We start from the raw sequence: 24798 nt of genomic DNA, 5'->3' as shown, positions 1-24798 counted from the left end.
ATCGGCACAACAGCAAATACAACGTACAGCGATATGGGCCTGGCTCCATCCACTTCATACAGCTACACGGTGAAAGCAAAGGATGGAGCAGGAAATACATCGGCAGCTAGCAATGCGGTCACTGCAACGACGTTGACTTCGGCAGACACACAAGCCCCGACTGCACCGTCAGGCTTAAGCGCCACGGCTTCCTCCATCAGCGAGGTGAATCTTAACTGGTCGGCTTCAACGGACAACATTGGTGTGGCGGGATATGATGTTTATCGTGACGGCACTTTGATCGGCACGACAGCATCAACTTCGTACAGCGATATGGGCCTGACTCCATCCACTTCATACAGCTACACGGTAAAAGCCAAGGATGGAGCGGGGAATACATCGGCAGTAAGTAATTCGGCAAGTGCAACAACGTTGACTTCGCCAGATACACAAGCACCGACTACACCGTCAGGCTTGAGCGCTACGGCTTCCTCCATCAGCGAGGTGAACCTCAGCTGGTCGGCTTCAACGGACAACGTTGGTGTGACGGGATATGATGTTTATCGTGACGGCACTTTGATTGGCACAACAGCATCAACTACGTACAGCGATATGGGCCTGACTCCATCCACTTCATACAGCTACACGGTAAAAGCCAAAGATGGAGCAGGGAATGCATCAGCAGCAAGTAATGCGTCCAGTGCAACAACGTTGACTCCGCTGGACACTCAAGCCCCGACTGCACCGTCAGGCTTAAGCGCTACGGCTTCTTCCATCAGCGAGGTAAATCTCAGCTGGACGGCTTCAACGGACAACATTGGTGTGGCGGGATATGATATTTACCGTGACGGCACTTTGATTGGTACAACCGCAAATACGACGTACAGCGATATGGGCCTGACTCCATCTACTTCATACAGCTACACGGTGAAAGCCAAGGATGGAGCAGGGAATACATCAGCAGCAAGTAATGCGTCCAATGCAACAACGTTGACTCCTCCAGACACACAAGCCCCGACTGCACCGTCAGGCTTGAGCGCTACGGCTTCCTCCATCAGCGAGGTAAATCTCAGCTGGACGGCTTCAACGGACAACGTGGGTGTGGCGGGATATGATGTTTACCGTAACGGGACAATGATCGGCACAACAGCGTCAACTTCGTACAACGATATGGGACTAAATCCATCGACTTCATACAGCTACACGGTGAAAGCCAAGGATGGAGCAGGAAATGTATCGGCGGTAAGTAACGCGGTTAGTGCGACAACGTTAACTCCAGCCGACACCCAAGCACCAACAGTACCGTCAGGCTTAAGCGCTACGGCTTCCTCCATCAGCGAGGTGAACCTCAGCTGGTCGGCTTCAACGGACAACGTTGGTGTGGCGGAATATGATGTTTATCGTGACGGCACTTTGATCGGCACAACAGCATCAACTTCGTACAGCGATATGGGCCTGACTCCATCCACTTCATACAGCTACACGGTAAAAGCTAAGGATGGAGCAGGGAATACATCGGCAGCAAGTAATGCAGCTAGTGCGACAACGTTGACTCCTCCAGACACACAAGCCCCGACTGCACCGTCAGGCTTGAGCGCTACGGCTTCCTCCATCAGCGAGGTGAACCTCAGCTGGAGTGCATCTACGGACAACGTTGGTGTGGCTGGGTATGATGTTTACCGTGATGGCACTTTGATCGGCACAACAGCGTCAACTTCGTACAGCGATACGGGTCTGACTCCATCGACTTTATACAGCTACACGGTAAAAGCCAAGGATGGAGCAGGGAATACATCGGCAGTAAGTAATTCGGCAAGTGCAACAACGTTGACTTTGATAGACACACAAGCGCCGACTGCACCAGCAGGATTGACGGCCACTACCGTTTCTACCAGCCAAATCAATCTAAGTTGGACCGCTTCAACGGACAACACAGGCGTAGTTGGGTACGACATTTATCGTAATGGCTCATTATTAAATACCTCTACTCAGACCACTTACATTGAGACAGGACTGAGTCCTTCGTCATTATACAGTTATACTGTGAAGGCAAGGGATGCCGCAGGAAATACCTCTACAGTGAGCAACACCGCGAGCGCGCTGACCTTTGCTGGAAGTGGAACATATACCGTATTGAATTCAGCTGGATGGATTGCAAGCACGAATTCCACCAGTGGAACAGACCCGGCTGCCTTATTTGACTGGAATTTGGGCACTCGCTGGAGCACCGGGAAGACTCAAGCGGCAGGACAATATTTAGTTGTGGATATGGGGACGGTTCAGAGCTTCAACCGCATTGTGATGGATTCAACGAATGATCCCAACGATTATGCCCGTAGCTATGAGATTTACGTATCCAATGACAATATCAATTGGGGAAGCCCAGTGGCAAGCGGATCAGGAGTCAGTGGGAACAACGTTGTGGATATTGCTGCACAGAATGCTAGATATATCAAAATAGTCCTTATGTCCAGTTCAGCGAACTGGTGGTCCATTGATGAGTTTAAAGTATATGATAATCTTGTTCATCCCAAACAGGCTTTAGTGCGGACCGGATGGACTCTGACACCGTCCACTCCTCTTACCGGCGAATTGCCTGCTAATATGATTGACGGTGAAATTTCAACTCGATGGAGTTCAGGAGCCGCTCAGGCTACCGGCCAATATCTTATTGTAGATATGAAGTCCATAAGAAGCTTTAGCCGGATCATGATGGAAGTGAACATAGGCAGCAGCGGAGACTTCGCGAGAAACTTCGAAGTTTATATCTCGGATGATGGTATGAACTGGGGAACTGCGATAGCAACCGGGACAGGCAAAATGACGACAATTGTAGATTTTAATCAGCATACAGCACAGTTCATCAAGATAGTGCTAACTTCAAGTATTGCAAACTGGTGGTCCATCCATGAATTAAATATATATGATGAAGCCACTGGGCCCTGAATAGGTGTTAACGAAATTTCAGGAAGATAATGAGAATTGAGGAGATGCTCCAGCAGCCATGGCTGTAGGGACATCTCCTCTTTCTTTTTTACGTTATGTTTCATATGTAGCCGGAAATAATTACCTTTAGGATTGGATACTCCCGCCATGGAACATGCATTCATATACCTTAATGCCATTGCAGAAACTATCTTCATAACCGTGGAACCATTCAAACCCTCCGGTTATCACACTATGGTAAGTATAATCACCATTGTGGTGCAGCAGGGGGCCGCGGTACGGATATTCTTGAGAGACCAGGCTCAAGGCTTCTTTCAGGAAATCTCCACTGAAGCTTTCTGCAAGGATGCGTCCGGCATAATTCATGGACCAGATAGGCTGATCCTCCAACCATATGGCTTCTTCTCCGGCAAATTTCTCCCCACCCAGATAGGTATCCATATAGCTAAGCAGTCCCTCAGAATAATGCAAGTCATGAGACCCGGGTCTCGAAGAAGCGGCCTCCGCTCCATTGGCAGCATAAGTGGCTTTTTTGGCACGGCATAGAAAATCAATGACGGAATGATCCGGTTGCAAATGCACTTGACCGCTGGTAAACAGGCAATTTTCGTCATGATGGTCTTTGACCAGATGATCAATACTAACCCGGAATACATCACTTAAGCTGATGAGGTTGACCATATCCGGGTAAGATTGACCGATTTCCCATTTAGCAACGGCTTGTCTCGAAACCCCGATGAGTTCCGCCAGTTTTTCTTGAGACAGTACCTTTTCTTTCCGCAGAATCTGCAGTTTATCCTGAAATTTCATTATCTTCACCTCTTGATAACAGGTTATCGAATTCGTCTCCATCTTACTACCAATTATAGTTAACAGATATGACAACTGCAGGTTGGCAGAGAGCTTTTCCGCATAGCTGTGTGAGTGGACTTGTTGATTCAGCATGGTAAAATCTAGCAGGATTAGCCAGCACATTTAGCGAATTAGTTGGATAACTCAAGCGTGGGAGCATACACATATGGGTAGGGAGGGATTCGGTCGGTGAAGAAGCAGAAATTAATACGTATCTTCGATAAGCAAGCAACCCAATATGAGAAAAAGACAGGGGACCCCAGCCAACAACGCTGGCGTGAACATCTGTTAAGTCATGCAAAAGGTGAGGTGCTCGAACTTGCGGTTGGGGCGGGGGCGAATTTCCCTTATTATCCTCCCGGGGTAAAGGTTACTGCAACGGACTTTAGTGAGGCTATGATTGGGAAAGCAGAACGTGCAGCGAACCAACATCGGGTGGATGTACATTTTATTTGTTCAGATATTGAAGAAATGGATTTTCCGGATCACTCATTTGATACTATTATTTCTACGTTATCCTTTTGCAGCTACGATAATCCCTTAATGGTGTTGAATAAAATCAAACGCTGGTGCAAACCGGACGGGCAGATCCTTTTGCTGGAGCATGGAATTAGTTCGAAGCTTACCGTCTCAGTTGCCCAAAAAGCATTGAATCCACTGTTATACCGCATTTATGGATGTCATCATACAAGGAACATTCCAGAGATGATGCGGGAGTCAGGTCTTGCAATCAATAAGTCGGAATCCTACTGGCTTAATATGGTTCATCTGATATGGGCAAGTCCAGGGCAGCTCTATCCGTTAAAATCTGAAGAACCTTTCGAATAGCAGAACTGATAGGGAAGTAGATCATATGAATACAAGCGCGGAACAAGTAAATTAAAGAAATATACCGGATGAACGTATGATTTCAGCAACGAGAAGAAAGGGTTTTTATATGATTAGATTTCTGGGTATAGTTCTTGCACTTGTCGTGTGCATGTCAGCACCATTAACCGCGTTTGCGTCAGAAGGTGAAGATGTACTGCCGTCAGGCGTCACGTATTCGAATATCGAAGCAGTCATTGATGCCTACGTGGAGGAGCATGAGAGTACTACCGCTGCGGTATCAGTAGCAGTATTTACAGATAGTGATGTAGTAATGGAGAAGGCCTATGGTTATTCAGACATCGAGAATGCAATTGCGAATGATAAGGATACGGTCTTCGAGTGGGGCTCCTGTACTAAATTGCTGGTGTGGGCAAGTGTCATGCAGCTTGTCGAGAAAGGTGAGCTGGATCTCAATGAAGATATCCGCACCTATCTGCCCGAAGGATTTCTCACGAAACTTAAGTATGATACCCCGGTAACGATGCTGAATCTTATGAACCACAACGCCGGCTGGCAGGAAACGTTTACCGATCTGTATATTAAGGACAAGGCCGATGTTAAGGAGCTCGGAGCGGCCTTACAGCTGATAGAACCAGAACAGATACATAAGCCGGGGACGGTCGTTGCGTACTCCAACTGGGGGGCTGCACTGGCAGCATATATCGTCGAAAATGTCAGCGGGCAATCTTTTGATAATTATGTACATGAACATATCTTTGAGCCACTGGGCATGGAACATACGGCATTAGGTGCTACAATCTCGGATAATGAATGGGTTGCCAACAAGCGGAAGGAAGAGAAGAACTATACCACAGAGAATAAATCGCTTGGAACCAGTCTTTATTATATATCATTATATCCTGCGGGAATGGCAATGGGGACATCCGGTGATTTTATCAGATTCGCGCAAGCCTTCCTTACAGCCAAAGGGAAACAATCGCCATTGTTTGAACATGCAGATACTTTAGCTAAAATGCTGTCACCCTCTCTTTTCTATGCCGACGGGACTTCGGTCAGGAACTATCACGGATTTTGGACAGATCAGTTTGGAGTCCCTGTCATCTGGCACAACGGGGGTACCATTGGAAGTTCCTCCTGGCTTGCATTTGATCCTGTATCGGGTATAGGTACGATCATTCTGACCAATCAGCAACACGAGTCGGTATTCAACTGCGGCATTCTGCCGCTGGTTTTTGGGAAATATAAGCTCAGTAAGAGTACAGTAACGGGAAAAGATATATCGGGCATGTACTTATCGGCTAGAACCAGCTTCAAAGGCTACACCAAGCTCTACAGTTTGGCTTGCCTCATGCAATTCATATCAAATGGTGAAGGCGGATACTCTGTTCCTGGCCCTGAATTTACCGTTACAAGTGTGGGTACAGACTCGTATCTGTTAGATATGGGTGGACTGAAGCAGGATGTAATTTATGCGTCAGCTGCGGAAGGTGAGGATACAGTTCTGCAATTCCCCGGCAAGGACTATCTGGAAGTGAACGGTTATGGAGTAATCGCCAAATTAGTACTGCTGCTGTTATTCATAGGGTCCGTGTTATATAGTTTAATTTCACTGATGATCAGTATGATTCACTGCCTGAAACACAAAAGGTTTCTTGGAACATTTGAGAAATACCGTGCCATTGTAAATGTCTCTATCATCACTACAGCAATGTTGTTTGTATACATATCATTAAAGTTATTCTCGGATGCACCACTGATTCAAGATGTTCGATGGAGTGTCATACTTATTGCGGTACTTGTCCTTATACCAGTGATCTACACCGTCATGCTGGCTGCACAATGGACCAAACTGGACTGTACAAGAAAAGAGAAGATAAAGCTTATGATGACGTGGATTGTTAGCTTCATCATGATAACTAACGTCATTTATTGGGAGGCATATAAATTTTGGTGATAAGTAATTTCTTGTGAGAATTAGGAGGGGATGATGAAATTGGATTTTATGGCTTCACAGATGACTAGATCGAATCGCAATTTGGGTATAGTAACAGTTTTAGTGCTGGGGATATCTGTCTACCTGATAGGATCCGGAGGGTTGCAAGCACTCGGGCAAATGGTTGGAGAGATTAGAGAGGATGCTTCAGTAAAAGGTATTATAACTAGTTTTTTAGAGAATTTCGTGCCAGTAATTCTATTTATTATCGGATTGATTATTCTGCGTTACGCTGTGATGAATGCTGTCGAATTGGCTTTGCGTATAGTTAACGTAGAACGACATCCTATATACCAAGCTGTCTCCTTGTACGGATCTTTTGATGAAGTTACACAGTACATAAATGATGACCTTAGAAAGCATGGAACGAAAAAATACAAGAATGTGTATATTACAGACCAATGGATTCTGCAGATTACTGCCTTTAAGTTGGTTGTTCTCAAAATAGAGGATATTGTATGGGCGTACCAGGCTGTAACCAGTCATAAGCAAGGTTTAGTCGGGCCTGGACTGGCTGTTGCCGCTACAGAAGTAGGTAAAACGTATAGCGCTGTCATTCATACTAGAAATTCGATGTTTCCTGAGGTCCGAATAAGCACAACCCTTCAGACGGGTTTGGCGGATGAGATGGAAGGAAATATACAGGAAGCTATGCAAAAAAGAGAATATGTTCTGAACATTCTGGATGAATTAGAGCAAAAACATCCAAGTGCCATCTATGGGTACTCCAGAGATCTCGCAGAAATGTGGAATAGCGATAGGTTAAGTTTCATTAAAAGCGCAGGCTTTGGGGCTTAAAGGTTTCAAACATTATTTTTGAGAGTGTGGGTGCAGATGGCAGGGAAGCTGTCTTGTGGACAAAAAGGGTTGGAGCAGGTGTATCCTGCTCCAACCCTTTTTTTAAACGTCCTTACGGCTCAATCCCCCATACAAGCTGACCGCTCAAATATCCGGTAACCTGTTCGTTGTTAGCGAACTGAGTGCTAGATGCCTTGAAGGAGTAGTCATTAGACTGATTATAATTGGACCAGTTGGTTTTGGAGAACCGTGCTTGAATCTCTGCGCTTTGGCCGGGATTAAGCGTTCCTGCTGTGCCTGTAAAACCAACTTCCAGAACATAATCGGCTCCGGCAACCGGAGTTGCCAGCTTAATGAATTTGCTGGTTACATTTGCACTCCCGATACTAGCCCAGTCGCACCAGAAGTTCTGTTCATTATCCCCGTCAATCGTGTAGTAATACCGGAGCTTGACATCACTGAGCCGAATCGCTGAATCCCCGGTGTTGACTACTTTGAATTTGGGTGAAATTCCGTTAGTGGAGGTACTAGTGTTACCGTTAAAGGACTGGATCGTCAGGTCTCCCGCCGGTACAGGAACACCGCTGTCCAATACATTTACTGTAATTACAGCGTTATTCCCCCCGCTAAAATGAAAGGTTATCGTATTCTGGCCCAGCGGCAGCGTAGAAAGATAGGATTTGCGAAGAATGACAGCAGCGCTTGATGCTGTATAATCCTGACCGGATTGAAGTGTGTAATTTCCATTCGTGATATTTACAAGCTGGTGCCCGTTTAGCGTAAGAGATACGGAAATATCTTGCGCTTGATTCGACGCTTTATCAAAAGTCGCATTCACAGGAGATACCGCGGCGCTCGGAGTGGAATCGACTATTTTGACTTTTAATACGGGATCTTGCCCCTGATTAAAATCAAAGACAATCGAATGCTCGCCAACCGGCAGACCCGCCAGGAAAGCTCTTTTCAGAAGTAGTGTACTTCCGCTCAAGGTATAATCCTGATTCACGGTCAATACATTCGCGCCAGCCCGAAGTGCAGTTAATGTATTGCCGTTTGAATTCACGGTTATAGCTTTGTCACTCTGAGTCAGCGCATATTTGTCAAATTCAATATTTACCGGTGTAATGGACGCACTTGGGGTGGGATCGTCCACTTTCAGATCGGGTAGCTCATCCAGTGTGATTACATAATTACTTTGATAAAGCGTGGTCAGGGTGGCCGGATAATTAAAGGCAGAACTCATGAGATGTTCACCGTACCAAGGTAAGAAATAGAGCCAGCCCGATTTTTCCTCTGTCAGATTCTGTACGCTTGGAACGGTGTCATTCTCCGTCATGGCCACCATTTTCTTACCGCCGCTTAAGTCAACGAGCTGATAGAATGTCGAAGTAATGGCATCCTCATTCGGTACCCCGGACAATCCGTCATAACGATTGTAGATCGTATTGTATTTATCATAACCGATAATATCCACCTTATCGTCCCCAGGATACCAGGCTGGAGAAGTACTGTACACGTAGCTGTTGTAGGTCCAGATCAAGTTGTGCAAGCCGTACGTCTCCGTAAGTTCAGTGTAGAGCAAATCCCACAGCTGCTTGTACACATCCGCGCCAGCCGATGCCCACCAGAACCAGGCGCCTTCGCCATTCAACCCGCCGTTGCCTTCAGCCTCATGAAAGGGACGGAAGATAACCGGCACCTTGTTGTTCTGCAGAATCTGCAATTGTTCCGCCAAATCTTTGATGGCCATCATCACATATTGATTTTCTTTGGTACCGGGAACTACGGCATTGGCTGTCTTAAAATCGGTTTCCGTAGGCTTATAGGTGGCTTCCTTCCAATCCACTGCCTGTCCGAGCTGATAAGTGGTGAACTTACGCGGCACAGTGATATGCCAGCTGTTTGTCGCGATCCCACCCCGGTTATTCACCCAGTCGATCATCCGGGCGGTTGTGCCGTCCTCCCACCCGTACAGCGGATTATAGTTCATAAGATCGAAGCCGCGGATAGCAGGATACTTACCGGTAAGATTATGAATCCAATCGAATTCCAGCTCGGAATTGCCGTCATTTCCACCTCCGTATATTTCCTGCTGGCCGGAGATAATATGTTTGCCGTAAACACCCGTTAAATAATTCATCAAAGCCTGTGTTTCCGGTGTGGCCTGAGAATCAGTGAGGACAGGCTGTACATTCAAAGGATCAAGAGCGGCAACATCCACAGTGAGGGAATCAAAATAAGCAAATCCCCAACCAGCCTTTATTTGGATGGTATTACTACCTTGGTTCAGCTTGTGATAGCCGAAATCGAACTTCGACCACATTGTGGTGTAGGGTAACATATATGAACCTTTAGAAATACCATTAACGGATAAGGATTGCTGTCTGCCGTCTGGACTGAGCTCCTGCATATACCGGGTGGAGATCGAATACATACCGGTTTCCGGGACAGTTACCTTGAAGGTTAGTGTACCGCCATTCTGCATCCAGACAAATCCGCTCCCCGTGAATCCGGGTTTGGGTTGTCCGTAAATCTGTGTCACGACTTGTAGATCGGAGGTAAGCTGGGCGTACTCGCATTCCAACGTGGTAAGTGCGCTGCCTGTGTCTGCATGAGCAGGCACTGTCATCCATCCAAGCATCAGAGTGATTGCCAGCATCATTACGTTTGCCTTTTTGAACCAAGTCTTCATTGTGCATCTTCCCTTCCATGTGGAATATGATGAATAACTTATCAATCTACCGATTCATGATGGCGCTTTCAAAGTAAAGATAGCATATACATCAATATTTGTAAATATATGGGCAGTGAATGGCTCTATACTTTATCAACTGGTTAATCTACTCATCTTTTTCTACTAAATGATATGCACCGTTACCAAAGTTATCGCTTCAAAATACGATATCTTATCAACCGGTGAGGGGTGATAGGATATGAGTGTAGGTCCACAGTGTAAAAGATTTGCCGAGATTTTTGGCGGGGAAGCCCAAGTCGTAAATGGAGTGTGTGCAGCCACTAAGTTGCGTACAAACATTAAGGTAACGGCTCTTCATAATCACTGGTTATTCACAAACCCAAATATCTGGTATATCTATTGGGAGGCCATTCAACGTCCGCTTGTGTTTGCTAAGAACGTGCGTGAAGCCCCATAGTCAATGATAAAGTTATGCCGGCTAAAGTCTTACATATATTCCTCCATGTAAAATAGGTTATAGTCTATACATTCAGAACGGACGGCGCATATCATGTGTTAGAAAGCGAAGAGGAGGGGAAATCAATGGGATGCGCTGAAGTTGGTCATGGATATACTTCTACAGCTGCAATTTTAGTTCTCTATATTCTGTTGGTCATCATTTTATCTGCTGGTTTCTTTGTTTAGTAACAAGGCCTGGAAAGTGTATTAAGCAAGAACAAGAGCCTATTTAGTAGGCTTTTGTTCTTTTTTTGTTGCATGTTGAACAGCCTGTTTATTTAGTTCCAATCACAAGAATATATCCGATATATTCTGTATAGCTGTCCATTATCCGGTTGTACATATTGCTTACTTCCCAAATGGATCGGTCAAGAAAAGAACCTGCATCAATTTGTTGATGAGCATCAGGCTGCTCATACAGTTCTGGACTTGAGTTAGGAAATTTGAAGGGTCCCTCGATCTGAGAGTGAATAAATCCGATGGTTTGTACCAGGGCTGACCATTGATTGATATCCCATAAACCATCAATGTGATAAAATTTGTTGATTTCTTGGTTGATATCTACCGGCATGGGTTTACGCTGGATCATTTCTCTGTCAAAAAGTTGGCCTCCAGGCCGCAAAACCCTGAAGTATTCCGAGAAAGCCTTCCTTGTATCCGTGAATATGGAGACAGACTCGACAAGAATCACATCAAATGATTCGTTAGGAAAAGGCAGCGAAGTGGCATCCCCTTCCAGGAAATTCAATGTTACATTTTCTTTTTCAGCCCGCTTATTTGCTTTTGCAATCATATCAGGACGAATATCTATACCTGTTACTTCATGACCCTGAGCAGCTAAATAACAAGATGTTCTGCCTGTGCCGCAGCCTACTTCGAGAATTTGCGAAGCAGGGGGCAGGGGATGATGTTCAAACTGATCTAAGGTTGCCGAGAATCCTCCAGGGTGAGCATTACCAATACCTAATTTAGCCAGCATATCGAGATATTCCATGTATTTAATGTCCTTTCATCGCAGGTTTTATTTTTATGATATGTAAGAAGGATTCGATTGTTGAAATTATCGTCAACTTCATAACAACCGGGGCTTCCAGCGCTTTCTGCTTCACGGCATAGAATAAGCGACGCTAGAGCTCGCTTGGCTTTTACTTCTGTATGAAATTCTTGGAAAATACTGTACTTAATTTACCATAAATATGTTATTCTGATAGCAACACTAAGTTATTTCCTTTATTTAGGTTGCATTATTCGGAAAGGAGGGAATTCGGTAATTATATAGAAACTATAGCTCGGATTCTTGTAACCGTTTGCACGTTGAATAATCACAATATAAACGGAGGTTTTAAAATGCTGTCCAAACTAAAAAAATACGGGATTTACAGTGTAGCTCTTATGTTGCTAGCTTCAGTTGCGTTGACCGGATGGAGTGCCCGAGTATCTGCAGCCACCCCCATTACATCAGATTTCAGATCATTGCAAGCTTCGCAGATTGTCAGCGAAATGGGCACCGGATGGAATTTGGGCAATCAACTGGAAGCATCTTCGAATGGTACGCCAAGTGAGACCGCTTGGGGGAATCCTGTGATTACTCCGGAACTGATCAAGAAAGTGAAAGCAGCAGGTTTTAAAACGATTCGTATTCCCGTTTCTTACTTAAATTATATTGGAAGCGCTCCATCCTATACGATAAATTCTGCATGGCTGGATCGGGTGAAAGCGGTTGTAGACTATGCCTACAATGAAGGCCTGTATGTGGTTATTAATGTTCACGGGGACGGATACAATTCTGTTCAAGGCGGGTGGCTTCTCGTGAATAGTGGCAACCAGGCTGCCATTAAAGACAAGTACAAGCGTGTTTGGCAGCAGATTGCCAATAAGTTTGTCAATTATGACGAGCGGCTTATCTTTGAGTCAATGAACGAGGTTTTTGATGGAACTTATGGTAATCCGAATTCTGCTTACTACACCAACCTTAATGCTTATAATCAAATCTTCGTGGATACGGTCAGACAAACCAGCGGTAACAATAGTGCAAGATGGCTGCTGATTCCGGGTTGGAATACGAATATTGACTATACCGCTGGCAACTACGGCTTTGTTCTGCCAACCGATACTTATAGATCCTCTACGATACCTAGTTCGGAAAAAAGAATCATGATCTCCGCGCATTACTATTCCCCGTGGGATTTTGCGGGCGAGGAATCAGGGACGATTACACAATGGGGGGCATCAGCCACGAACCCCTCTAAAAAATCAACCTGGGGACAAGAGGACTACCTGAATTCGCAGTTTCAATCGATGTATAATAAGTTTGTTACCCAAGGTTACCCTGTCGTGATTGGTGAGTTCGGTTCCATTGACAAAAATGCCTACGATTCCAGCAATAACATTTATCGTGCAGCCTTTGCCAAAGCGGTAACAGCAACAGCCAAAAAATACAAAGCAGTGCCGATTTATTGGGACAATGGCTATAATGGCCAGCATGGATTTGCTCTGTTTAACCGTACGAACAACACCATAACCCAGCAGGACATTATTAATGCGATCATGCAAGGCATGCAATAATTATTTTTTGAATATCATCAAGAAAAGGTGACTCCACTGGTTGGAGCCACCTTTTTTATTTGCACTGAGCTTTCTCCTCGTGGGAAGTATAACAACTATATTCGTCATTTTCTTCCAACTCATAGTATGATAAGAGCATAGGATTAATAAATACAATAAACCAGAGGTGCATCCAAATGGAATCAAAGTAACTACTAATAATGAAGAAGAATATAAATTCGTAGTATATAGGAGGACTAAATTAATAGAGCTATTAAACAGCTTACGAAAATACTAAACTAAAAAAAACGATCTTACCACAGCCGTTTACCGGGCTCTTTGATAAGATCGCTTGTTGGAACTTTCTATAAATTACAACTCTGACCAGGTTAAGGTCAGTTCTACAGTCTCTTTCTGCGTGGATAACGGACCACCGATCAGCGACCAGCTTTCAGCATCAGTATCTCCTTGAATGATGAGGTTTTTCTCATCAATGGTCTCCGATGCATCTTTGATCCCTTGATCCTGGAAATACTGTTTATACGTTTTTGCCAGCTTGTCGAGCTTTTCTTGGGATTTAAAGATGAAGAGAACCGATTTCTTGCCGTCATTTTGCTCTGAGTGGGAAGTGGTTATTTCAGCATCATCCGGAATTGGAAAGTCCTTTGGCAAATATTCAGGTCTCTCTGTTCCTTCAACTTGAACGGCAGCTGTGGCATTCTCAGCTTCTTCAGTTGCGTTGGAATCCTTGGCAGAACACGCCCCCAGGACCCAGGTCAAAGCAGTCGTCATTAGAATCAGCTTACCAATTTTCCATGGATTATGAATCATGTGTTCACTCCGTTTCTGTAATGATTAATTGTTGTGACAAACCTCACACAGAATCATATCCAGTATATAACAGGACATTTTAGGAAAACAACTTTTTTGGACAAAAGATATGACGGAAGTAAGCCCGATTTAACATGCTTTCGGACGTCGGAACCGGACCTATAGGCTATATGAAGCGGTGGCTTCAGGAAATTGAAAGGAATATGGAGGAAACAAAGATGATAAACATTAGCATGAAAAAAGCCGCAATGATTTTGAGCTTTTCAATGGGTATAACTGTATTTTCAGGTCAGGCTTGGGCTGAGCAAGGTACCAATTCTTCAGCACCTGCTTACATAGCGAGTGTAGATAGCGATAATCCTTATGCAGTTGCTGGCATCGACGACCCCGCAGAATTCACGACTTATTTTGCCAAGTTACAAAAAGCGGTCAAAGATAATAAACCAAAAGAAGTGGCAGAGCTGATCTCCTATCCAATGAATGTTAACAAAGACAACAAAAAATATATTATTTATAACAGGGATGAATTTATTAAAAAATACGATCGCATCTTCACTTCTGTTGTACGTGACCAACTACTAACTCAAAAAGTGGATACGCTATTTGTGAACTATCAGGGAGTTATGGTTGGGGATGGGGATTTGTGGATGGGTAAACGAAAAAATAAGCTAGGGGTGATTGCGGTTAATATTAGTAACAATCCCTATGAAATCGCAGGCATCAAGAATCCAGTCGTATTTGAGCATAACTTCAGTTTGCTTCAGAAATACACCAAAGAAGGAAACAAATCCGAGGTAGCCAATTTGATGGTGTACCCATTGAAAGTGACTAATAAGGGGAAAACTATAGAAATCCAAAATAAGAAAGATTTTATATTGAAATACGACAAAATCATGACTGTTAAAGTAAAGAAGGCGTTACTAGCACAAAAACTCGATAAAGTATTTATTAATTCTGAAGGTGTTATGATTGGCAACGGACAAATGTGGATTGGGCAGTTTGGAGAGCAAGTGGGTGTGTTTGTTATAAATCAGTAAATTCGAGCAATTTCTGGTTAAGAGGTGCAGTGTCCAACATAAGGGGGCTCAGCCGCTTTGTTGACGGAATAAAAATTGTTACTGTTTCATTTTTTTAAGATTGCTATTATTTTCTGTAGTCGTTGTGCATTTAGCAGAAAAGAATAAATGCGAGGAGGTACAGTAATACTCCCTATATGGTTTAAATACCTTATTTTGGTTAATAAGTAATTGTAAATAAAAACTATTTAAGGGAGGTATTTATGAAATAAAGGAAAATATTAGCTTCATTTATGGCATCAGTTGTGGTAATTGGTAGCTTTGCAAGTACAGGACAAGCTCAAGAAGATAATGGTTTAACAAATCAAACAGTCCCTAAAGAGAGTCAATTAGTTGATACAATGGCTATTCAACCAGGTACTTGGATTAAAGCAGGATTTGGTGTACTTAAATATGCTACAAATACTTGGTTATTTCATAGAGAGGCCACCGAGACAGTTTATGACTATATTATTACTATCAGTTCTGGTACAGTAGGTTTTAATAATAAAGACAACTCTGGTTATGGTTCATCTGCGCGACATCAAGTGTATATTAATGCTATAAATCAACTTATTGACACTTGGCCTGAAACAAGCGTTTTAAATTGGCTCGACAAGATCTCTGTATTAATTACAGATGAAAGTACTAACACAGATGTGGTTAGTAAAACAGCTACACACGAACAACATACCTACTATACTGCAAAACATCATGGGAACTACATGATAAGATGGATAGACGATGCCAAAATGAATTGGGACTTATGGTTGAGCGTATGGGATGCTGAGTATGGCGGAATAGGTTCAAAATCTATAGCAGAAGATCCCAATAAAATATATACGCTTAAAAACTCTGATGGAATAGAAAATCAAGCAAAAAGAATAGAAGGGAATTACTATTTTATACCTTCTGATGATCATAAAAAAAGTGTTAAATTAGACGAAGGAACGGCTTTAAGCATTATAGAGCTACAAGATCAATTGTATGATAATAAATTAAATAGAGAAGTCCAACAATTCAAAAATTATGATAGTGGCAGCAATCTTGTCGTAGCCGATACAATTCAAACTTTAGTCTATGATAAAGAAAATGATAGAACTGTGTTTGGGTTTAATGCGAAAGATGAAGAGATATTGGAATGGGCATTTTCAGGTGATCTTACAGGGAATTATTCAATTGGAGATGTGTTGAAATTCAAATTCAAAGTAGTTAATAAGGCTGGGGAATTTGAAACATTAGACTACCTTCAAGAAGCTAGAGCGAATGATGTAGCACCTAATCTATTTGACTATATAATCCAATGATACGAAGTGTGGTGACAAACTATCAAAAGCATAATAAGTATATTACTTTTTTTAGCCCTTACATTTATCTTTTACTTGGTTGGAAGATACTTTATTTTCGATCTAATTACACTATCATCAAGTATGTATCAAAGTTTAATAGAAATCATATACATGTTCATAGCCGTATTAATAGCTATAATTCTAACTAGTTATATGGTAAGTAGTTTAACAAAGAAATAAAAAATGAATGAAGAGACTTAGTTAGAAAGTCTCTTCATTCATTTTATTATAAAAGTAAAGATATATAAAATACAATAAAAACATGATAAATTGAAGGTCTTAATTATATGCCACCTGTAGTAACTTTTTGAGAGGCGATAAGTATTGACGGAAACAAATGTGGCAATTATATAACTTCATAGGCAAAGAACTAGAGTATAAGAAAGTGATATACATATTAGGAAATGAATATAACAGACCGAAATGCCTAAAGTTTATTGAGTCTGATTATGACATGAAAAGGAGAAAAGAGTTAAATCAGATTATTTCTTCAACGGTTAAAGAAGGTTGGTCTAGCAGTAGCCAGGGTGGTTGATTACTACAGTTATGTGGGTGCTTCTCATTGCATTAGGTTGTCTAGTTATCAAGGCATTATGGGAAATGCATGTTTTGTTAAGAAATATATAGTTATTTTACAATTGATTTTTATTCTTGAGTGGGGAACCCCTCTTTTTTGTTCTGTAATTAGTATTTAAGGATGTGATTTGTTATCGCATTGGCGGTGCCTTATTTCAATTTTAGCGCATCCTCCCACCTTTTTGGGTAAACTAACCCTAAGCATTACTTTACCCAAATTCAACACGAAACGAGGTGATGCCCCATGACAACTCAAAATGTACCCAATAGATTAGCAAAGGAAAAGTCGCCATATCTTCTGCAACATGCACATAACCCGGTGAATTGGTTCCCCTGGTCGGAAGAGGCTCTTGAAGTCGCGAGGCGCGAGAACAAGCCTATATTCCTATCCGTCGGCTATTCTACTTGCCATTGATGAGATGTTCGCGTGAATCAATTTTTAGAAGCTTATGCTGAAGGAATTGGCGGAGGTTTTTTCGTATTAATAGGTCAGCCAGAAACTACTGGTTGGCCTATTTTTGTAGGTGCTATGAGATGGCAGTAGCAGAGGGAATGAGGGGATTTTTGGGGGGGTTACCCCGCCACACAAACTGTTCTCCTACTCCCCCTGAAATTTTAAAGAAGCTAAACAATTGGTGGCTTTTGCAGGATTAGACCCTGGCATATTTATCTCGGGTAAGTTCACAGGAACCCGCTCACGGATCACCAAAGAAGGCTCCAAGAGGCTACGCCGAGCATCATATTTGGCAGTACAGTGTGGGATTCGAGGGAGAATCAACCCTAGGATTCAGGAGTACTATGAGAATAAAAGAAAAGAGGGCAAGCTGTACAAGGTATTCATGATCGCCTGCGCCAACAAGCTACTCCATCACGTGTACGCCATCCTCCGTAAACGGAAGCCCTTCACGCCAATGAGGGTTCATTGTCGTGCTTAAAAATAGTATGCCAAGAAGAACGTGAATCACCAATACAAAATCCTTGACAAGTTTAGCTTTAGTTGGTTTGTACGTAAAACTGTTCACTACAGATAGTTTCCAATAATATGGAATGCATGCTATGTTTACTATGAAAGAGCTATATGATAGTTAGGAAAGAGAGCAGACAGTTGCCCTTTTGCTAAAGTATGGGTTTCAGATTAGGAGTGAGAGGCCATTAGATATCTTACAAAAGAATGGTACGGGCTATGCCAGCAGACAGGACTTCATTTCGGCAAAAGAGTACATAACGGAGCGTATACACAGGACGAAGCCCTATATTTACGGCTCTATGCGAGAAAAGAAAAAGAATTTGTAAAGCAGCAGTGTGATCTCTATAATGTTGATCCCCGTTTTATGCTGGAACTGAATGGAGCTCAGCTCGTACCTGCGGGAAAACTCTTCGGTAACGATGAGATCGGAGAAGAGGATAGACTGTTGTACCACATGCCGCATGAAGAACAGATGCGGATAAAGAAACTGATCGCGGATTATGATGCCCGGCCTCCTTTTGACAGATCAAGCTGCAGACAACAATTCAAAGACATTCACGGATGGAACTGCAGTGAGCTAGCTAAGCGGTTGCCGGGAGAGCTGTATGAGCAGATTGCCGATATACGGGTGTTCACACTGGGGTACTGCACCAAGGAAATCCTGCACCAGTTGAAGCATCAGAGCTTGGCTAATGAAAGTCAGATGCACTCTGTTCTGAATGAGTACAAGGAAGCAATGCAGGCAGAACAGATTCCGGATTACATCCGCGACAAATTTCAATTCCACGATTGCAGAGTGACAGAAATCGAGTCTGTCCAAGATATAGTCATCCGCTTAGACACACAAGGTGGATTCACCAGTCTGAATCATATTACATTCGTGGCACCCGAAATTGTGAAGCAGGATGAACAGATTATAGGGAGCAGTTGGTTATATAATGAGCTCTACCGCATGGATGACGGTTTTGAGCTCCATGTGCTCTTTTCAGGAGAAGGAATGCCTGAACTTATTATCTGGTGTAAGGATATTGTAGTGGAGGAGAAATAGGGTGCCGATCAGCTGATTTATGTGTACAAAACAAGCTCCTGTGATTATCACAAGGGCTTGTTTGTGCTGCTTATTATTCTATCTGCCGGGGTAGCGCTTAGGATTATCCGTCTGACCGAGTATATAGTCGATACTTACTTTATGGAACTTAGCCAGCGTAATTAAAACGGCGCTCGAAACATCCAGATTTCCATTCTCGTATCGAGAGTAAGTGGCTTGTGTGATTTGTAAAAGCTCAGCCATATGTTGCTGCGTCAGATCTTTTCTTCGCGTAAGTCACGGATTCTTGTGTACATTGCTCATCACCCAAGCCAAGTTTACTTTATGCGAAAAACGCATTAAATTTATACAATATAGGATTATTAGTCTGCGAAGGGAGGCTGAGGGTAATCATTTTGGAGGATTTTTATTATGGAAGATTGCATCCGAATGAATTTGGTTGTATCTATTGAAATTAAAAACCGTTTAGTAGCATTGATGATTTCTTGTGAAATGAAATAGGTATTTACACATATATCTGTAACTAAACTGTTATTTTACAATCAATTTGTTCTAGCACCAGTGACGGTGGTTTAAGATTCCTTCTTCTCAATTTCAAATTGTTTTCAAGATCTCTATTTATGTGCCTTCCCCACCTTTTTGGGTAAACTAACCCTAAGCAATACTTTACCCATATCCAACACGAAAAGAGGTGATGCCCCATGACAACTCAAAAAATACCCAATAGATAAGTCAAGGAAAAGTCGCCGTATTTGTTGCAACACGTGCATAACCCTGTGAACTGGTTTCCTTGGTGCGAAGAAGCTTTGAAATCACCAAGCGCGACTTCAAGCCTATCTTCCTATCCATCGGCTGTTCCACCTGTCTTTGGTGGCATGTCGGTGAATTCCACTCCTGTTAATTTTAGTTTTTCAGCCCATACTAAATTACTTTCCTTATTAACGGACAACAAAGTGTGGTTATAGACATTCATTTATTTAGAATAATATGGTAATATTTAACGATCTCGATTTAAAATTGTTTGAGTATACGATGTATAAGAAGCTTGAAATCTGTGCAAGATATTTTTGACGGTGTGAAGAGAGGTGTGGTTCCGTTGGACCATTCGGTGCTAGGGCTACAAGAGGAATTTAACTAATCACTAAGTCAAATGAAAGCGAGGGGTTGTGTCGCAGAGCATCTCTGAACACACACGCCTAGTAGCATTCCTTTAAAACGGAAAGTGAACTAGCGGTGCCCAAGTATTTCTAATGATGTGAAGTGTGACTTTTAAAGATACTCGAACGATCAAACACCGTCGAAGGGGAGCCTGTAAAAGGGCTCCTTTTTCTATTGCTTAAAGTACTTGCCATAATTCAGTTGTCAGATGAGTAACTCCACACACAAAAAATGGATCAATTATTAATTTTACCCTTATAGTCACTGAAATCGATTATAATAAAATTTATGTTAAATCGAAAGGCATAGTGATGAATCGCTGATGATATAAGGGTTATAGATTTTTCGAATACACACTTATGTATAAGAGGAGGTGAATGATATGACGATAATGCCTGTTATCATAATGATCTTTGTATTTGTACCTACCATTGTACTCATGGTAAGCATGCCTTATTTAACAAAAGAGACGATTAGTTTTGGGGTCACCGTCAGCGCTGTACAATTCCACAGTGAGCCTCTGCGCCAGATGCGGGCGTCATATGCTAAGATTAGTGCCACCTTGCATACCATTTTATTCATTGTTTGTATCATCTGCCTAATATACGGTGATGAACATGCCAAGCAACAAAGTTGGATCATTGTCACTTATTCTCTCGCCATGGTCGTAATCTCCCTAGTCATAAACATTAGCTATCATTTCAAAATGAAAAGTTTACTACCTATGCTGCCGATTGCTCAGGAACCATCAATCATGGTAGTGGACACTGGTTTTCGGAAAAGAAACATTGGCTTGTCTAATAATTTGTTCCTCATTCATGTTTGTATTATTGTTGTTAGTATTGTAACTGTGCTACTCAACTACGATCAGATTCCTGATCAGATTCCGATTCATTACAACAGCAGTTGGAACGTTGACCGCTATGCAGATAAATCTTATAGTTCTGTGTTTATGACTACGATAATACAAGTGTTCATAACACTTTTGTTCACATTTGAGAATTGGAGTATTCGCAGAATAAAACAGCAGGCTCAACCCACTGATCCGAACCGTTCCATTAGGCAAGACGTAACTTTCCGCCGTACTTGGTCATGTTTTATGATTACAGCAAGCTTCTTATTAGTTATTCCGTTTTCCGTCGTGCAACTAAGCATGATATCTCTGCTAAACATCAATTTCGCTATCCCCATTATCCTAATCATAATAGCCTTTATCATGCTATACTACTTCGCCTTATCGTTCTGGGCTGGTCAGGGAGGAAGCAGCTTGGAGCGATCTGCTGGTTACTCCAATGTCAGACCTGTCCATAATGATGATAAATGGCTGTTAGGAATGATTTATTTCAATCGTAAGGATTCAAAGCTAATCGTCGAGAAAAGGTTCGGAGTCGGCTGGGGATTAAATTTCGGTCACCCAGTAAGCTGGCTGATTTTGCTCGGAATTATTGTACTGTTAGTTGTGGTAATAAGGCTTAGAGGTTAGTATTCACCGTTATTTGACTCGAACATAAGCGAACCGAGGCACTAACCCTTGGTGTCTTTTTGCCATTCAATGGGTAATACTAACAAAGGCACATTCCGTATAAGGAGGCTACATAAATGGAGATCAAAGAAGGCCAGCAGCCTAATCGACTTATAAATGAAAAGTCCCCGTATTTGTTGCAACATGCACACAACCCCGTGCACTGGTATCCATGGGGAGAGGAGGCTTTTGCCAAAGCGCAAACCGAGAACAAGCCGATCTTCCTGTCAGTCGGCTATTCAACCTGTCACTGGTGTCACGTAATGGAACGCGAAAGTTTCGAAGACTCAGAAGTCGCGCAGTTGCTGAATGATAACTATGTCGCCATCAAGGTAGACCGCGAGGAGCGGCCGGATATTGATGCGCTGTATATGTCGGTGTGTCAGGCGCTGACGGGGAGCGGAGGGTGGCCGTTGACCGTGCTGCTCACACCGGAGAAGAAGCCATTTTATGCCGGGACGTATTTTCCGAAGCGTCAGATGTTCGGGCGGATTGGGCTGATGGATGTGCTGGAGCAGATTCACCGTAAATGGGAGCAGGATGGTGAAGCGCTGGACAAGCTTGGGGATGATCTGCTCGCGGATCTTCAGTCCCTGAATCGCAAGACCTCTCAAAGTGCTGGCGTAAGCAGCCGGGGGATTCCCGGGGAAGAGCTGCTGCACGAAGCCTATGAGCTATACCGGCGTCAGTTCGATGAGGAATACGGCGGATTCGGCAATGCGCCGAAGTTTCCTTCGCCGCATAATTTGTCTTTTTTGCTGGCATACAGCCAGATATACAACCAGCCGGAAGCGCTGCGTATGGTAGAGAAAACGCTGGAATCGATGTACAGGGGCGGCATGTATGATCACGTGGGTTACGGGTTCGCTCGTTATTCTACGGACCGGGAGTGGCTGGTGCCGCATTTTGAGAAAATGCTCTACGATAATGCACTGCTTGCCATTGCATATTTGGAGGCGTACCAGATTACGGAGAAACCACTGTATGCGGAGATTGCTGAGCAGATCTTTGCGTATGTTGAGCGTGATATGACTTCACCGGAGGGTGCTTTTTACTCAGCGGAGGATGCCGATTCCGAAGGGGTGGAGGGCAAGTTCTACGTTTTCACCCGCGAGGAGATTGAAGAGGCGCTCGGCCTGGAGGATATGCATTCCTACTGCCATGTGTACGGGATTACCCCTGAGGGTAACTTCGAAGGCGAGAATATTCCGAATCTGCTGCAGGGTTTGCCAGATGAGATGGCAGAGCGGCTCGGGATGAATCCGCTGGGTCTGCGGACACGGATGGAGGAATGGCGTGAGAAATTGTTCGCCTATCGGGAGCAGCGTATCCATCCGTCAAAAGATGACAAGGTGCTTACTTCCTGGAACGGGCTGATGATTGCGGCGCTGGCCAAGGGAGCGAAGGCGCTGCAAAAACCTAAGTACGCCAAAGCCGCAATAGCAGCTGCGGATTTCATCTGGGACAAGCTGCGCCGGCGAGAGGATGGCAGGCTCCTGGCCCGCTACCGTGACGGCGAATCCGCGATTCCCGCTTATTTGGATGATTATACCTTTTTGATCTGGGGTCTGACTGAACTGTACGAAGCTACGGGTCAAGCCGTCTATTTGGAGCGGACGCTGATCTTGAAGAATGGACTGCTGGAGCTGTTCATCGACCAAGAGAACAGGGGATTCTTTTTCACGGGGCATGATGGGGAGGAGCTGCCGATTCGTTCCAAGGAATTATATGACGGAGCTCTTCCTTCGGGTAACTCGGTAGCAGCGAAGCTGCTATGGAAGCTGTCAGTGATGAATCAGGATGCGGAGCTGAAGAAGGTTGCTGAACAGACAGCGGCACTAGTAGCAACGGCTGCAACGGATTATCCAACGGGTTACGCCATGTATTTGCAGGCCCATCTGGCCATGACTTCCGGGGGAAGGGAATGGGTACTCTCCGGGAAGCGGGATGACGCTGGCCTCCACAGTATGCTGGCACAGGTTCAGCAGGCATATCTGCCGGACGCTGCGCTTATCGTCAACTGGGAAGGAGATACTGAGGGGATTCTCCGTCTGTTGCCACACCTCGCAGACAAACCAGCTATTAACGGGGAAGCCACGGCTTATGTCTGCCGGAATTTTGCCTGCCTTGCCCCGGTTACGAATATGGAAGCGGTCAGGGAGCTTTTGGCTTCAGGGAACCGGGAAGTGTAGTATTACAGAGGGCAGCCTGCGGTTTGGGCTGCTTTTTGGTATGAATGCCCTTTTGAAGCCACAAAAAGAAGCTAACCTTGGGTCAGCTTCTTCTTCCGGAGCTCATACGGCTCATCTGACAAATTGTGCATAAAAGGAATCCTGGGGAATCGCTGCTGCGAGTCTGCTCCCATATTCAGTCATTTCTCTGAGTATACGTTTGCCTGACCAATGGTCCGGCAGCAGTTCATCCGGGAGATACGGGTCGGTCATGAACATCCCGCTTAACTCCTCGCCAATCTGCAGATACAGTAAGAAAAGCTCGAGCGCCTGCCCTTTATGAAGCGCATCTTTCATTAACGGGGCGAACTCCTGCTGCAGCCAGCCTGATTTCTCCTGGTATAACGCTTCGACCTTATCGAGCTGCCAGATGGACTGTGCCTGGAGCGGCGTAATCGAACCTTCCAGGAATTGGCCCTGCAGGATCGATACCTTGCCTTCAAGCTCAAGCTTCCCGATCTGTGCGGTGACTTCCTTGCGGTAATTCCATGGAGAAATGTACACACTGTTATACAAAAGCCCATAACCCAGCTGTAAAAGCGCCGAACGAAACTGATCGCGTTTTTTGCGTTCGGATTCAGGGACTTCGAGCATGACTACATCCCAGGTCTGATCCCACTGCTCCTGATAACGGGCAGGCTTGCTGTTGATCGCATTGATGTAGGCGAGGCCGGCGGCGGTAACTTGATACCAGGAGCGCGAAGGGGATGCAACATAACCCTCTTTTTTCAGACGGGACAAGGCATTACGGATATAGGTGGAGGTATACCCCCTTTGTTCGTAGATCTCCACAAACTGCTGGGCGCCCATCTGCTCCACCTTGGATAACAGAAACAGCATGGTTTTTTCAACAGACAGCAACGTGCTTCACACCTCTCTTGACATTAGGCACCAATGAATATATCATAAATACATACGAACGTTA

General features: G+C 43.9%; 17 protein-coding genes and 4 pseudogenes. 15 read left to right on the top strand and 6 right to left on the bottom strand.

Annotated features, from left to right (window positions below):
* On the top strand, positions 1-2925 hold a 2925-nt coding region (locus tag AC0MA3_RS14680), incomplete at its 5' end, for a fibronectin type III domain-containing protein (RefSeq protein ID WP_474656707.1).
* A 126-nt stretch (positions 2926-3051) separates the two neighbouring features.
* Here AC0MA3_RS14680 and AC0MA3_RS14675 read toward each other — a convergent pair.
* Positions 3052-3735, bottom strand: a complete 684-nt coding sequence (locus tag AC0MA3_RS14675; protein WP_474656706.1) for a DUF5680 domain-containing protein — start codon at positions 3733-3735, stop codon at positions 3052-3054.
* 231 nt (positions 3736-3966) lie between these two features.
* Between AC0MA3_RS14675 and AC0MA3_RS14670 the strand changes: the two genes are divergently transcribed.
* The 3 genes from AC0MA3_RS14670 to AC0MA3_RS14660 all read left to right on the top strand — a co-directional run bounded on the left by AC0MA3_RS14670 (position 3967) and on the right by AC0MA3_RS14660 (position 7399).
* Positions 3967-4605: a class I SAM-dependent methyltransferase gene (locus AC0MA3_RS14670; protein ID WP_474656705.1), complete on the top strand. Its 639-nt coding sequence runs from the start codon at positions 3967-3969 to the stop codon at positions 4603-4605.
* 109 nt (positions 4606-4714) lie between these two features.
* Complete coding sequence (locus tag AC0MA3_RS14665) at positions 4715-6562, top strand: serine hydrolase domain-containing protein (protein ID WP_474656704.1); 1848 nt, start codon at positions 4715-4717, stop codon at positions 6560-6562.
* 30 nt (positions 6563-6592) lie between these two features.
* Positions 6593-7399, top strand: coding sequence for a DUF6709 family protein (locus tag AC0MA3_RS14660; protein ID WP_474656703.1), 807 nt, complete (start codon positions 6593-6595; stop codon positions 7397-7399).
* A gap of 112 nt (positions 7400-7511) precedes the next feature.
* On the opposite strand, the gene AC0MA3_RS14655 is transcribed toward AC0MA3_RS14660, so the two are convergent.
* The gene (locus tag AC0MA3_RS14655; RefSeq protein ID WP_474656702.1) at positions 7512-10091 is read right to left on the bottom strand and encodes a glycosyl hydrolase; all 2580 of its coding nucleotides are present in this window, start codon (positions 10089-10091) and stop codon (positions 7512-7514) included.
* Positions 10092-10332: 241 nt separating this feature from the next.
* On the opposite strand from AC0MA3_RS14655, the gene AC0MA3_RS14650 reads away from it, so the two are divergent.
* A complete protein-coding gene (locus AC0MA3_RS14650) occupies positions 10333-10551 on the top strand; it encodes a DUF1259 domain-containing protein (RefSeq protein WP_474656701.1) in 219 nt (72 codons plus the stop codon).
* Between the two features lie 125 nt (positions 10552-10676).
* Positions 10677-10778 carry a YjcZ family sporulation protein gene (locus tag AC0MA3_RS14645; RefSeq protein WP_474656700.1) on the top strand — a complete coding sequence of 34 codons (102 nt, stop codon included), beginning with the start codon at positions 10677-10679 and terminating at the stop codon, positions 10776-10778.
* 88 nt (positions 10779-10866) lie between these two features.
* Here the strand turns inward: AC0MA3_RS14645 and AC0MA3_RS14640 are convergent, their stop codons facing one another.
* A complete protein-coding gene (locus tag AC0MA3_RS14640; RefSeq protein WP_474656699.1) occupies positions 10867-11586 on the bottom strand; it encodes a class I SAM-dependent methyltransferase in 720 nt (239 codons plus the stop codon).
* Between the two features lie 353 nt (positions 11587-11939).
* Here AC0MA3_RS14640 and AC0MA3_RS14635 point away from each other — a divergent pair, with 353 nt between their 5' ends.
* A complete protein-coding gene (locus AC0MA3_RS14635) occupies positions 11940-13157 on the top strand; it encodes a glycoside hydrolase family 5 protein (protein WP_474656698.1) in 1218 nt (405 codons plus the stop codon).
* A gap of 351 nt (positions 13158-13508) precedes the next feature.
* Here the strand turns inward: AC0MA3_RS14635 and AC0MA3_RS14630 are convergent, their stop codons facing one another.
* Positions 13509-13967: a hypothetical protein gene (locus AC0MA3_RS14630; RefSeq protein WP_474656697.1), complete on the bottom strand. Its 459-nt coding sequence runs from the start codon at positions 13965-13967 to the stop codon at positions 13509-13511.
* A gap of 218 nt (positions 13968-14185) precedes the next feature.
* Between AC0MA3_RS14630 and AC0MA3_RS14625 the strand changes: the two genes are divergently transcribed.
* The 5 genes and pseudogenes from AC0MA3_RS14625 to AC0MA3_RS14605 all read left to right on the top strand — a co-directional run bounded on the left by AC0MA3_RS14625 (position 14186) and on the right by AC0MA3_RS14605 (position 18962).
* Positions 14186-15004: a hypothetical protein gene (locus AC0MA3_RS14625; protein ID WP_474656696.1), complete on the top strand. Its 819-nt coding sequence runs from the start codon at positions 14186-14188 to the stop codon at positions 15002-15004.
* Positions 15005-15276: 272 nt separating this feature from the next.
* Positions 15277-16329 (top strand): hypothetical protein, encoded by a 1053-nt coding sequence (locus AC0MA3_RS14620; RefSeq protein ID WP_474656695.1) that lies wholly within the window; start codon positions 15277-15279, stop codon positions 16327-16329.
* An 862-nt stretch (positions 16330-17191) separates the two neighbouring features.
* Positions 17192-17359 (top strand): annotated as a pseudogene (locus tag AC0MA3_RS14615) (DUF255 domain-containing protein); the annotation flags it as partial.
* Positions 17360-17561: 202 nt separating this feature from the next.
* Positions 17562-17882: pseudogene (locus tag AC0MA3_RS14610) on the top strand (transposase); the annotation flags it as partial.
* 396 nt (positions 17883-18278) lie between these two features.
* Entirely contained in the window at positions 18279-18962 is a 684-nt protein-coding gene (locus AC0MA3_RS14605) for a DUF4085 family protein (RefSeq protein WP_474656694.1), read from the top strand.
* A 78-nt stretch (positions 18963-19040) separates the two neighbouring features.
* Here the strand turns inward: AC0MA3_RS14605 and AC0MA3_RS14600 are convergent.
* A pseudogene (locus AC0MA3_RS14600) lies at positions 19041-19258 on the bottom strand (helix-turn-helix domain-containing protein).
* A 456-nt stretch (positions 19259-19714) separates the two neighbouring features.
* Here AC0MA3_RS14600 and AC0MA3_RS14595 point away from each other — a divergent pair.
* The 3 genes and pseudogenes from AC0MA3_RS14595 to AC0MA3_RS14585 form a co-directional block, all read left to right on the top strand.
* Positions 19715-19842 (top strand): annotated as a pseudogene (locus tag AC0MA3_RS14595) (DUF255 domain-containing protein); the annotation flags it as partial.
* A gap of 660 nt (positions 19843-20502) precedes the next feature.
* Positions 20503-21603, top strand: a complete 1101-nt coding sequence (locus tag AC0MA3_RS14590; protein WP_474656693.1) for a DUF1648 domain-containing protein — start codon at positions 20503-20505, stop codon at positions 21601-21603.
* 122 nt (positions 21604-21725) lie between these two features.
* Complete coding sequence (locus AC0MA3_RS14585) at positions 21726-23834, top strand: thioredoxin domain-containing protein (RefSeq protein WP_474656713.1); 2109 nt, start codon at positions 21726-21728, stop codon at positions 23832-23834.
* 111 nt (positions 23835-23945) lie between these two features.
* Here the strand turns inward: AC0MA3_RS14585 and AC0MA3_RS14580 are convergent, their stop codons facing one another.
* On the bottom strand, positions 23946-24734 hold the full coding sequence (locus AC0MA3_RS14580) for a PaaX family transcriptional regulator C-terminal domain-containing protein (protein WP_474656692.1): 789 nt from the start codon (positions 24732-24734) through the stop codon (positions 23946-23948).
* Between the last annotated feature and the right edge of the window lie 64 nt (positions 24735-24798).

The organism is Paenibacillus sp. LS-5 (assembly GCF_056121505.1).
The sequence above is the reverse complement of the archived record's forward strand: the minus strand, read 5'-3'. Positions and strand labels throughout refer to the sequence as shown.